This window comes from Bacillus sp. MMSF_3353, assembly GCF_030733445.1.
Classification (GTDB): Bacteria; Bacillota; Bacilli; order Bacillales; family Bacillaceae_G; genus Bacillus_A; species Bacillus_A wiedmannii.
The window spans coordinates 49,914-62,195 of record NZ_JASHJA010000004.1 but is presented as its reverse complement, the minus strand read 5'-3'; the positions used below and the strand labels follow the sequence as shown (position 1 = coordinate 62,195).

The 12,282-nt window shown below is 33.6% G+C and carries 13 protein-coding genes; 9 read left to right on the top strand and 4 right to left on the bottom strand.

Annotation, left to right across the window (positions count from 1 at the left end):
• Positions 1-72 precede the first annotated feature (72 nt).
• On the top strand, positions 73-1,068 hold the full coding sequence (gene cuyA / locus RBB48_RS11245; protein ID WP_088063975.1) for a D-cysteate sulfo-lyase: 996 nt from the start codon (positions 73-75) through the stop codon (positions 1,066-1,068).
• A gap of 169 nt (positions 1,069-1,237) precedes the next feature.
• Here cuyA and RBB48_RS11240 read toward each other — a convergent pair whose 3' ends face one another.
• Positions 1,238-1,528: a hypothetical protein gene (locus tag RBB48_RS11240; protein ID WP_306007650.1), complete on the bottom strand. Its 291-nt coding sequence runs from the start codon at positions 1,526-1,528 to the stop codon at positions 1,238-1,240.
• A gap of 102 nt (positions 1,529-1,630) precedes the next feature.
• On the opposite strand from RBB48_RS11240, the gene RBB48_RS11235 reads away from it, so the two are divergent.
• The 3 genes from RBB48_RS11235 to RBB48_RS11225 all read left to right on the top strand — a co-directional run bounded on the left by RBB48_RS11235 (position 1,631) and on the right by RBB48_RS11225 (position 4,984).
• Positions 1,631-2,053 (top strand): YhfM domain-containing protein, encoded by a 423-nt coding sequence (locus RBB48_RS11235; RefSeq protein WP_097907138.1) that lies wholly within the window; start codon positions 1,631-1,633, stop codon positions 2,051-2,053.
• A gap of 944 nt (positions 2,054-2,997) precedes the next feature.
• Positions 2,998-4,443: a L,D-transpeptidase family protein gene (locus RBB48_RS11230; protein WP_088063971.1), complete on the top strand. Its 1,446-nt coding sequence runs from the start codon at positions 2,998-3,000 to the stop codon at positions 4,441-4,443.
• Positions 4,444-4,768: 325 nt separating this feature from the next.
• Positions 4,769-4,984 (top strand): hypothetical protein, encoded by a 216-nt coding sequence (locus tag RBB48_RS11225; RefSeq protein ID WP_001104093.1) that lies wholly within the window; start codon positions 4,769-4,771, stop codon positions 4,982-4,984.
• Between the two features lie 192 nt (positions 4,985-5,176).
• On the opposite strand, the gene RBB48_RS11220 is transcribed toward RBB48_RS11225, so the two are convergent.
• Together RBB48_RS11220 and RBB48_RS11215 are read right to left on the bottom strand one after the other, a co-directional pair.
• Complete coding sequence (locus tag RBB48_RS11220; RefSeq protein WP_306007649.1) at positions 5,177-6,550, bottom strand: sensor histidine kinase; 1,374 nt, start codon at positions 6,548-6,550, stop codon at positions 5,177-5,179.
• Positions 6,547-7,221, bottom strand: coding sequence for a response regulator transcription factor (locus RBB48_RS11215; protein WP_087984229.1), 675 nt, complete (start codon positions 7,219-7,221; stop codon positions 6,547-6,549). The genes RBB48_RS11220 and RBB48_RS11215 overlap by 4 nt, the downstream gene beginning before the upstream one ends.
• A gap of 176 nt (positions 7,222-7,397) precedes the next feature.
• Between RBB48_RS11215 and RBB48_RS11210 the strand changes: the two genes are divergently transcribed.
• Together RBB48_RS11210 and RBB48_RS11205 are read left to right on the top strand one after the other, a co-directional pair.
• Positions 7,398-7,868 carry a hypothetical protein gene (locus RBB48_RS11210; protein ID WP_306007648.1) on the top strand — a complete coding sequence of 157 codons (471 nt, stop codon included), beginning with the start codon at positions 7,398-7,400 and terminating at the stop codon, positions 7,866-7,868.
• A 20-nt stretch (positions 7,869-7,888) separates the two neighbouring features.
• A complete protein-coding gene (locus RBB48_RS11205; RefSeq protein ID WP_306007647.1) occupies positions 7,889-8,212 on the top strand; it encodes a PepSY domain-containing protein in 324 nt (107 codons plus the stop codon).
• A gap of 143 nt (positions 8,213-8,355) precedes the next feature.
• On the opposite strand, the gene RBB48_RS11200 is transcribed toward RBB48_RS11205, so the two are convergent.
• Complete coding sequence (locus tag RBB48_RS11200) at positions 8,356-8,688, bottom strand: DUF1904 family protein (RefSeq protein ID WP_306007646.1); 333 nt, start codon at positions 8,686-8,688, stop codon at positions 8,356-8,358.
• Positions 8,689-9,623: 935 nt separating this feature from the next.
• Here RBB48_RS11200 and RBB48_RS11195 point away from each other — a divergent pair.
• From RBB48_RS11195 to RBB48_RS11185, 3 genes are all read left to right on the top strand, one after another.
• A complete protein-coding gene (locus RBB48_RS11195) occupies positions 9,624-10,070 on the top strand; it encodes a MarR family winged helix-turn-helix transcriptional regulator (protein WP_000817662.1) in 447 nt (148 codons plus the stop codon).
• Between the two features lie 32 nt (positions 10,071-10,102).
• Positions 10,103-11,047, top strand: a complete 945-nt coding sequence (locus RBB48_RS11190; protein WP_000050726.1) for an acetyl-CoA carboxylase carboxyltransferase subunit alpha — start codon at positions 10,103-10,105, stop codon at positions 11,045-11,047.
• A 326-nt stretch (positions 11,048-11,373) separates the two neighbouring features.
• Entirely contained in the window at positions 11,374-12,033 is a 660-nt protein-coding gene (locus RBB48_RS11185) for a protein kinase family protein (RefSeq protein ID WP_262719527.1), read from the top strand.
• Positions 12,034-12,282: the final 249 nt, after the last annotated feature.

Genomic DNA, 12,282 nt, shown 5'->3' with positions numbered 1-12,282 from the left:
CTTCATCATTTTTACATGTAATAATAGTATCGTTACATACATTGTGAAAGAAGTACAAAAGGAGCGTTATTAATGAATTTAGCTAAATTCCCGAGAAAAAAATATACAGAGTCATATACTCCAATTGAAAAATTAAACAATTTTTCTGAAGCACTTGGTGGGCCGACTATATATTTTAAACGAGATGATTTACTTGGTTTAACAGCTGGTGGTAATAAGACGAGAAAGTTAGAGTTTCTAGTTGCAGATGCACAGGCAAAAGGTGCAGATACGTTAATTACAGCTGGTGGTATTCAGTCAAATCATTGCCGTCTAACACTGGCAGCTGCGGTAAAAGAAAAAATGAAATGTATCCTTGTATTAGAAGAAGGGCTTGAGCCAGAAGAGAAGCCAGACTTTAACGGAAACTATTTCTTATATCATTTACTAGGTGCTGAAAATGTAATTGTTGTACCAAACGGAGCAGATCTTATGGAAGAGATGCATAAAGTAGCGAAAGAAGTAAGTGAAAAAGGTAATACACCATATGTAATACCAGTTGGTGGATCAAATCCTACTGGTGCAATGGGATACGTTGCTTGTGCGCAAGAAATTATGGCACAATCATTTGACCAAGGAATTGATTTCAGTACAGTTGTTTGCGTAAGTGGTAGTGCTGGTATGCACGCTGGTTTAATTACTGGTTTTGCTGGAACACAAAGTCACATTCCTGTAATCGGAATCAACGTAAGTAGAGGAAAAGCAGAACAAGAAGAGAAAGTAGCAAAACTTGTAGAGGAAACGTCAGCTCACGTTGGTATTCCGAACTTTATCCCGCGCGAAACTGTTACATGCTTTGATGAATATGTAGGACCAGGTTACGCGTTACCAACACCAGAAATGGTGGAAGCTGTTCAATTACTTGCGAAAACTGAAGGTATTTTACTCGATCCAGTATATACAGGTAAAGCAGTAGCGGGACTAATCGACTTAATTAAAAAAGGTACATTTAATAAAGAAGACAACATTTTATTCGTACATTCAGGTGGTTCACCAGCGTTATATGCGAATACGTCTTTATTTGCGTAAGTGTGAAAAGCATTGGGTATCCAATGCTTTTTTGTTATATAATGGAATTATTATGAAGTGAGAAGGGGGAGTATATGAGTACAAATGCAAAATGGACCATATATACGGTACTTAGCATTTCTATGTTACTAATTTTATTTGTGGCTTATGGAGTTTATTTATATTTCAATTAAGTGAAATGGTAACCAAACCAAAGGAAAAATAAAATAATTACTGTGTTAAATAGAGTAAAACATGAACCGATAATGGCTAAAATTTTCTTCTCAGATCGGCTACAAAAAGAGATAACTGCTAATATTATTACTATAACAGCAGAAGCTAATATGAAATAGGCGAAAGGTACAACATATTCTACTCCAACTCTGTCTAAAATAGGTGAGAAGAGAAAGAGATTAATAGTAATGAATATACTTACAATGAGAAACGTATAACTTTTCCAAGTGTATGTTTGTAACTGCATGGAACGATACTCCTTTCTCTTTATTATGTATATTTTTAAGTTTAAATTAATTACCTTTATTTTACAAATTAAAATATTTTGTATTGAAAAGAGGGTATGAATATGAAAATTAGAAATTGGTCTCTAGTCTTTATTGCGATCTGTATACTCATAATAACCGGCTGTTCAAATATATCAGGCAATGAAGATCAAAGAATCCAAGTGCAAAAACATATTGGTGATAATGAATATGAAGATCTTAAGGTAGTGAAAGATAATAATGAAGTGTTGCAAGTAAAGAAAATATTAAATGATATTACTTTTGAAAATAAAAAAGTGGAAATGTCTCGTCCAGCTGATTATCACTTTATTTTTCAATTTAAAAATCCGAAAATAGAGGCGAAAGCTGTGTCGTATCAAATTTGGGTAAGCCCTAATAAGGATAAAATAGAAATCAAGACGGGGGAAAATCGGTACGCTCAATTAGAAGGGAAACATGCAGCCACTTTGTTTCAGATTGTTACAGGGGAGAAACTAGTTGAATAAACGTATATAGGGTTATAGGAACTCAGCTCGTATTGTTCATTTTGGAGATAATTAGTATTCAACAAAATAGCTATCTTTTTATATTGGAATAAATATTGAGAATCGGATAAAATGGAAATTGGACATTGACTTGATGAGCATGAGGTTCTCCGCTTATAAGCAGATTAATGAACATTAAGGTGTCCATTAATCCGCCATTGAATAATAATGCTAGGAAATATATTGTTTTTACAAAGATTCGATGTTATGTTTAATTTTCTCAATATAATATTTTCCTTATATAGGAGTGGCTATTTGAAGAAGTTAATATTATTAGTTTTATTGGCTACATGCTGTCTCACCATTGCAGGATGTTCTAATAATAGGATTACACCAAAGAATGAGTCTAAAACTTCAACATCTGTAAAGATTAAACGTATCAACAAAGCGTGGTACAAACATATTTAATAGTTTTAAGAAACTTGAAATTGTTGATGATAAAGGTCATAAGGTGAAATTCGTTAGGCTGATAGTAGAGGTTGTGAAACCTGGTGAAAAGCGGGAAGCATAGTTTGCATTTGAATTTATAAAAAATGCGACATTAAAATATTCACAAAAAAGAGTCTACATGTAGTCCTTTTTTTGTGGATATTTTTCATAAATAATAGACATTCTATGGTGCCTTCCTCTGATTTGAACCATCCGGAAATTATTTTACCAAGTTAAGTAGTGTCGCCCTTCAAAATTCGGCGAATGCGAGGGACCCGTAGTAGCTCGATTGATATGGTCCTTTTTTTCACTTTATCTATCATCTTAATGTATCTGTCTATTAAAAAATCTAACTTTAATCGATTAAATGAGATGAAATCTGTTAAAAATAATGAAATTTCAGGAAAAATAAGGTACACTATTCAATGGTTTTGGTTTAAAATCGATTGACGTTAATGTATACGGGGGAAAGATTAATGAACAACAATACAGTAAATGAATCTGTTGAAGAAGTTGAGAAAAAACGGGTAAGATCAAAAAAACGCTTTACAAATTGGAAGCTTATCGCAGCGGGTGGCGGTTTAATTGCACTTCTTATTGGAGGAATGAGTTATTATCAAGCAACTCACTTCAATTCGAATGTTACGATTAACGATACAAAAGTCGGTGGTTTGAGCGCTGATCAGGCAATACAGAAATTAAAAACGTCTGGGCTAGCAAATAAAGTCTATATTGATCAACAAGAAATTTTAGATGAACAAGATACAAAAACGGAACTGACGGAAAAAGATTTGCCACAAGTTAAGAAACTATTAAAAAGTCAGTGGACATTTTTCCCTTCTGCAAAGGAAAAAGATTATTCATTGCTACCGGAAAAAGCGGATCAGTATCGTAGTGAAACGATGAAAAAACTTGTAGAAGAAAAGCTCGTTTCTATGAATGAAAAATTAAAAGCACCTCAAGATGCTATGGCGAAGCTTGAACAAGGGAAAGTTGTAATTTCGAAGAGCGTTGATGGAAAACAGTATGACGTTACAAATCTACTAAAAGATTACGACAAGCAGAAGCATAAAAGCGAAATTCATCTGAAGTCTGCATACATACAGCCTATTAAAGAAGACGATCCAATCATCAAAAAAGAAGAGAAAGCATTACAAAATCTTCTTACGCAGTCTGTTGATTATAAAGTGCAGGATGAAGTGTATTCATTAAAAGCGAAAGATCTAATTCAAAATGCTACTATGTCAAAGGATATGAAAGTAAAAATCGATGCGAGCGACATTAAGAATAAGGTTGCTGAAATTAATAAGGCTAAATCTACATTACATAAAGACTTTGCTTTTAAAACACATTCTGGCTCGGTTATTTCAGTAAAGGGACAAGGATACGGCTGGGCACTAGATGTGGAAAAAGAAACAAAACAAGTTCAACAAGCCTTTGAGAAAGGCGAGAAATCGCTTTCTGCTTCTAATATTCACGGGAATGGTTGGGAGAAGGAAGGGATCGGCTATAAAACAACATCGAATAATGGCATTGGAGACACATATGCAGAAGTTTCTATTGCAGATCAACAAATTTGGATTTATAAAGATGGGAAATTAGTTGTCACAACCAATGTAGTAACGGGTAAACATAGCACGAGTGAAGATACATCACCAGGTGTGTGGTACGTTCTATATAAACGAACACCATACACGCTTAAAGGAAGCGCAGTAGGTAAAGCTGATTATGCAGTGAAAGTAGATTACTGGGTTCCATTCACAAATAGCGGTCAAGGATTCCATGATGCAGGCTGGCGAAAAGACTGGGGAAATAATGCTTATTTAACAGGAGGATCAGGCGGGTGTGTAAACCTTCTTCCTAACGTTGCAAAAACTGTATATGATAGTTTGAACACGTATGACCCAGTTATTGTTTACTAATAGCTATGTATTAAGACCATAAACGAATAAACAAAGCAAGAAATCTTACTTGATGTATATGAAAAAAAACCTCTTGAATTCGCATGCAAATTCAAGAGGTTTTTTTGTTTGAAAACAAGAGTTCATTGCTTATAAGAAACAAAGTAGAAAGAGATTGAGATGAAGAAACAGGTATTCAAATAGTCAATAAAATTGACATTGAATATCATTTTCACTTATTATAGAATCATTGCATTTAATTAGACATGACTTTTTTATTAATATGATAGATTTTTAATAAGGTGTCCCATTAAAGAATTTAAACGTAGGAAAGGGTAATATAAAAATGAACTGGAAAAAAGGCGGATTATGGATCATTATTTTTTTCATTGTAAAAGGTACGATTTCTACACTGTTAATCGTTACAGGTGCTAAATATTTTAATTTATCATTTATGCAACTTTTCGCACTAGTACTGATCTTATTACTGATTTCTCTCATAAGCCGAAAATTGCTGTATAAACATAAACAAAACAAAAAGCAAAAAGAGCTAAATATATAATGAAGCCCCAGAGACCTTTGGATTTCTGGGGTTTTATTTCTATAGTTTTTTCTACATGTATATCAACTTAACAGAAAAGGTTGTCCAAAATGATAAAATCGATGTTGTTTAAAATGTGTCAATTATTTTTACATAAATATTGAAGAGAGCTTTTGAATCAATCTTTATTTGGAAGCTACAGATGCGCATAAATTATGCTTGTTTTTCCATTGGTAGTTTAAATGTAAACGTACTGCCTTCTCCTAATTTACTTTCAACTGTAATTTCTCCTCCGTGTAGTTCGACAATCCATTTTACCATCGACAATCCTAAACCTGTGTTTCCGGTGCTTGAAGATGTTCGTGCTGCGTCAACTCGATAGAAGCGGTCCCATATTTTCGTAATATGTTGCTCGCTGATGCCTATGCCATTATCGGAGACTTTACCTATTATGTTGGTTTCATCACGGAACAGTTGCATATGCACAGTGCCGTTCGCTTTGCTATAAGCAATCGCATTCGTTAGTAAATTCATTAATAAACGCATCATCAATGTTTGATCTGCTTTCATAAACAGGTCTTCCTCTATATGAGTTGTTATATCAATCGAAGCTTCTTGAACCATTAATGAAAGCTCTTCTACAACGATTTCCGTTAATTCACTCATATTGATACATTCAAATTGGAAAGTATTATGCTTTCCTTGGTCAGCTCTTGCTAATAATAAGAGTTGTGAGATTAGCGCGGACATTTTACGTGATTGCTTTAAAATTACTTCTAACGATTCTTCCATTTCTTTCGAATTATTCCTCAGTGATAAAGCGTATTCGCATTGTGAAATAATAACAGATGTTGGCGTTCTTAATTCATGAGATGCGTCAGATGTAAATTGTTTTTCACTTTCGAATGATGTCTCCAATCGCTCAAACATTTTGTCAAAGGTTTGTGCTAAATGATACATTTCGTCTTTCGGTGAACCTTGTAAATGAATTCTCTTGGAAAGGTCTTTACCATCACCAATTTTACTAGCTGAATCACTCATTTGTTGCACAGGTCGAAACGCTCTTTGTGTAATCAAATACCCTCCCACTGCGGCAATGAGAATAAGTAATGGGAATGAGATGAGTGTTATCACGATAAGCGTATTCATCGTTGATGATAATTGGCTCATAGTCATTATTCCACGAATCCAGACTTGCTCATCGCCGCCTGCATTATGGAGAAAATCATATACAATCCATTCTTTATTACCGTCTTTAATGGTTTGTATTTCATCGGATTTAAGCGATATCTTTTTATTAAAGCTTGTTGGACTATTTCCTGCCAGCAGCTCACCTTGTTTATTATAAATAATGATATTTACTCCATCTTCTAAGGGTTCAAAATCATCGTCCATCTTTAATTGTCCATGCTTATATTCAATATCTTCCATGCTTTCTTTTACTGTGCTCTTCAATTGATCTTTCATATTAAAAAGCAAAACTTTATCTGAAGAAGTTAAAATAAAAGCTAACACGAGTGCCATAATAATTACAATTAGCCCTGTATACCACAGGGTTACTTTCATTTTAATTGATAGTCTTTTCATGATTCTACTCGCAATACATAACCAGTTCCTCGTATTGTATGAATTAACTTCGTTTCAAACTGGCTATCAATTTTTTTACGAAGATAGCGGACGTAAACATCAATAATATTCGAGCCACCTTCATAGTCGTAATTCCACACATGTTGTTCAATTTTATCTCGTGTCAGCACAACGTCTTTATTACGAATCATATATTCTAAAATAGCAAATTCTTTACTGGAAAGAGTGATAACTTGGCCTCCTCTTGTTACTTTATGCATATTGCAGTCTACCACTAGGTCAGCGATTTCAAACACATTAGATGTGCTTCCTGTATTTCTTCGCATTAACACTCGAATTCTTGCTAGCAGTTCGTCAAAAGCAAACGGCTTTACTAAATAATCGTCCGCACCTAAGTCGAGTCCTGTTACGCGATCATCAATTGTATCTTTAGCTGTAAGAAGCAAGACAGGGGTTGTATGATTGTCCGCGCGTAATCTTTGTAATACTTGTAAACCATCTATTCCGGGAATCATAATGTCAAGCACAATCAAATCGTAGGTAGCCATGTTTATATAATCCAAGGCATCTTCGCCATTCCCACATGCATCGACACTATAATGTTCTGCATTTAATCGTTTTACTAATATATTTTGTAAGTCTTGTTCATCTTCGACAATAAGAACTCGCATTACCATTCTCCTTTTCTTCTTATTAATATGTATCAGTATAATTCCAAAACATTAAAGAAAGATTAGAAACTATTTAATTATATCATTTTATTTTTTTGTATATTAATCTTCCTTTAATGTTTGTTCAGTAATATAAAGGCAAGGATAAGATGCACATGTAAAGGGAGGAAAAAAGAATGAGAAAGTGGATGTTGATTGGAGCAATGTCTTGTTTATTCTTAACAGCTTGTTCTACTCAAGCTGATAACAATACAGAAGTACAACAACTGAAAGTGGAAAATGATACATTGCAAAAAGAAAGTGCTCAACTACAACAAGAACCACACAAAATAGGGCCTGCTGCGAATGATACGAAGCAAATACAAGATTTTAAAAATGAAGTCACATCTATCGTTGAAAAGGCAAATAATACGAAACCAGTTGGAGCAAAAGAAGAAAACTTAAATACGTACTTAGCAGCAAAAAAAGAAATTGATCAATTAGATGACAAAATAGATCTATCTGATAATCAGCTTGAAGCAGATTATCGTGCTGGAACGATAACTGTTGAACAATATGAAACGCAAGAAAGAGAACACGATATACTAGAAGATCAATTAGAGCAAGCAGAAAATGCACTTGAAGCAAGATTCGGAATAGATGATTAATCATGAAGGAGTGGATGAAAATGTTAAAACATAAAAAGAAAATAATAATAAGTATAATTGCTATTTTAGTAAGTGGTATTGCTATTGTTGGGGGATATTATGGTATGGGTTACAATTATGCAAAAAAGAATGAAAACTACACAGAGAAACAAGTTCGTGAAATATCTTTATCTCATACAAAAGGAGAAATTATTAATGTGAAAAAAGAATTCGAATTAGAAGATGACAACTTAACACAATCTACATTTGAATATGAAGTGGAAATCAAAACACCTGATAATCTGTTAAATAGTTTAAAAGTTAGTGCTAGAACAGGTACAATAGAAATCAATAGTGAAGATTAAAAAAATATCGCATATTTGAAAAAACTCCTAACAAAATTTGTTAGGAGTTTTTTCATGTTTTGTGTTTGGATATTCGCTTTTCTTAGCTTGATAGCAATGTGGCTCTACCCCTTATAAACCGTACAAAAACCTTTCAAATAGCTCTAAATTGCACAATGCTTCCCGTTAATATAATACGCCGATTCTGTGAAAACCGTAAATACAACCTCTACTTCTGGAAGTCCAAAATCCATTACATATGTAGTAATGGCCTTGGCAAATCGATCACGAATTTCCTGTCCGCGCTCGAACCATTTCACTTCAATAAGAGGAAACGCTTCTATTTCTTCTCCATTGAATACAAACGTAGAACTTGGTAGTTCCAACGTAAAATTATCCGTACCACACTCACAAATCTCTGCGAGCTCTTCTACTAATGGCTTGCTTATGCGTTTTAATTGTTCAATAGTAATTCCACGAAATACAACATGCGGCATATGAATCCCTCCGTTAAATAGCTTTATATTTGCTCACATCATAACACAATTTATTTTACTGCACTAATATCTATTGGTACATTTCAATGACATTCTTAAGAATGATCATATGTTATTGAAGCAATACATGTATTATAACTATTTAAAACATTTGAGAGCTCGGTAATTGGGTAAATAAAAAAAGCCTTATCATTCTCCCTGTAAGGAAGCATGAGGGGAGGCCTCTGTTAGGAAAGGGATAGTACGCTTATATATTTTAAAAAGAAAAGACACCTTAAGGTGCCTTCCTCCGACTTGATAACCACTTTAATTTTAATAACATTGGATTCGCATCCGAATACTATTTTACTATGTTAAGTAATGTTGGTCATTGAGAAAGTCAAATACGTAGTGTTCATATATAGTGACACCTAGGAGGATGCAAGATGTAATACAGTTTTTTATTTATACAACAACAAAAAAGAATCCTAAAACCGTGCCGGGATAGGAATGTATAAAAAAATGCATAGATCGATAGAACAAAGAAAGGGGGTTCCCTTGTAAGGGGAAGATGCCTCCTTGTCCTTGCTACCGATAATAATGCGTTATGTAGACAATATTTGTATAGATAGGATATATAGTCCATACCCATCAACTTAAGAATTTAGAACTCCCCCAAAAAATTATGAGTTTTTTGTTACAAGTTATCACAAAATTTTCGTTTTTTGGGTAGTTTTATTTTCTTAGCTTGATTGCGATGAGCGGTACTCCATAAAGGCCCCTGATACATAATTGATGTTCTGCCATTTGTAGAAAACAATCCACTTATACCATTTTAACAAGAATAAATATCTCGTCCATGTTGTAATATTGGCTTACGTTAAGCTTGTGAAAAAAACATATTCATGTATAATACAATTGATGTATGATACATTAGTTGTAGGAGGGTGACCTATTTGAAAAGAGAAGATGCCTTAAAACTAAGAACAGATATTAAGAAAATGATTATAATAACTGGGGTTTTTGAATCTCAAAATTTGCCCAATGGACCATTTGAAAAACCTTTACCAACTTCTCAAATGATGGCGTTAGAGGAACTAGAGGTGGAAAAATTAACTGTTTGGCAACTATCCAATAAACTTAGATTAGAGACTTCAACTGTAAGTAGATTGGTAGATAAGTTAGTAAAAAAGGGGCTTATTTATCGTGAAGTAAATGAAAAAAATAGAAGAGAACTTTTTCTGCACCTCACAGAAAAAGGTCACATAACTGTTAATTGCTTAAGAGAGCAATCCATTACATTTTATCAAAGTATTCTCAATAATTTATCAGAATCAGAACAAAAAATAGTTGTGGATGGTTTTGAATTATTTATTGATTCTATTTCTAAGCCTTTTGATTAGAGTGAGGTAAATCATAACATTTGGAGGGTAAAATGAGTTTGGATTTTGAACGTCCTATTATTGAATTAAAAGAGAAATTTGATGAATTAAAGAAAATTATGAAAGAAAATAATGTAGATTTATCGCCAGAAATTCATGTATTAGAAAAACGTTTAAATAAAATGCAAGATAAAATTTATTCTAATATTACACCTTTTCAACGAGTTCAAATTGCAAGGCTACGTAACCGGCCCACGACATTGGACTATATACCTTTATTGTTTACAAACTTTCTCGAACTTCATGGTGATCGATTATATGGTGATGATAAAGCAATGATAGGTGGTATTGCAAAATTTAAAGGGATGCCCGTTACGGTTATTGGTCATCAAAGAGGTAGAAATACAAAGGAAAATATAGAAAGAAATTTTGGAATGGCACATCCAGAAGGTTATAGAAAAGCGCTAAGACTTATGAAACAAGCTGATAAATTTAATCGCCCTATTATTACATTTATTGATACAATAGGCGCCTATCCAGGGAAAGGGTCTGAAGAACGTGGAATTTCTGAAGCGATAGCTCGAAATCTATTTGAAATGGCTACACTTAAAGTGCCAATTGTTTGTATTGTAATTGGAGAGGCATCAAGTGGTGGAGCTCTTGGCATTAGTGTCGGTAACCATATCCATATGTTAGAGTATTCATGGTACTCGGTAATTTCGCCAGAAGGAGCAGCATCTATCCTATGGAAGGACGCTAAGTATGCTCCAGAAGCTGCCGAACATATGAAAATTTCAGCAAAAGATTTAAAACATTTAGGAATTATTGATGAAATCATTCCTGAAATTAAAGGTGGAGCACAAAATGATATAAAATCACAGGCAAAAGTGATTGAATCTGTAATCGAATCATCTCTAAAAAAATTGATACTATTATCCTCGGAAGAGCTTATACAACAGCGGTATGAAAAGTATAGACAAATAGAGAATTATAAATGAAAATATTTAAAGTCCGTATTACATTTCGGAGGATTATCGCAAAAAAATTCTAAATATTTTGCGAGTAACCTCTTAAACTGGGATATGCTGATACTATTACACTACAAAAGGTGTATGATCGGTATGGAAAAGGAAAATTTGTTCAAATGGAAGCATTATCACATACCCATCAACTTAAGAAATTGATTGTTCCCCAAAACGAAAAAATGAGCTGAATTCTCATAAATAACTGTAAAAAGGTGAAAATTTCGGTATGGGGGTATCTCAAAGGCTTAGGTTGATGGCAATGGGGTGGGCCCCCTTTTAGCAAAACCGGAGTGGAAATGATGAGTATAAACAGTTTTGTGGGATTGATAAAGGACGAATTATTAAAAGAGGTAAGCATTAGAAGTGAGGGTGAATTCGAGCCTGTAGTAGTTAAAGATATTCCTAGACTTTGGAAGTGTTTAGGGATGGGTAATTATGCCGCAGTATTTATGCATCAAGAATACAAAGATTGGGTAGTGAAAGTTTACGCGCGAGAAGGAGAAGGAATTGAAAAAGAGTCAGAAGTATACCGAAGAATTGGAAACCATCCTTCTTATTCGAAGCTTATATATAAAGGAGAAAATTTCATAGTATTGAAACGTTTAAAAGAAATTACCTTATACGATGCTATTCATAAGGGCATTAAAATTCCTAAGCAGGTGATCTTTGATATCAATGAAGCTTTAGAGTATGCAAGAGAACAAGGATTAACTCCTTGTGACGTTCACGGGAAAAATGTGATGATGGAAAACGGAAGAGGATATGTAGTCGATGTATCTGATTTCTTAAAAACAAAAGAAGATAGTAAGTGGAGAGACATAGAAAAGGCATATTTTACAATTTATTTGCCTTTCATTTATAAATTTCCTTTCCCTGTTAAAGTACCGTATTTTATGTTAAACATTGTTAGACGTTCGTATAGAAAATATAAGCAGTTTAAAAAGAAATTTAAATGGTAAAAGGACCACATACTTATCTATAGGTTAGATAAGTGAACCACTAGTAAACAAAAGGACCGTACATTTTAGATAGGTCTAATATGTGCGGTCCTAATTTTATAACTTTATGAAGTAATCAGTAAGCTTTACATTTTCTTTTTCACGCAATTACTTATTTTCTTCCTCAAACCCTCTATTCTTTTTCTTGTTTATTTCGCAAGAATTGATGCGTTATTTGAGCCCTGTTTGGTTATACAGTGTGGTTTTACT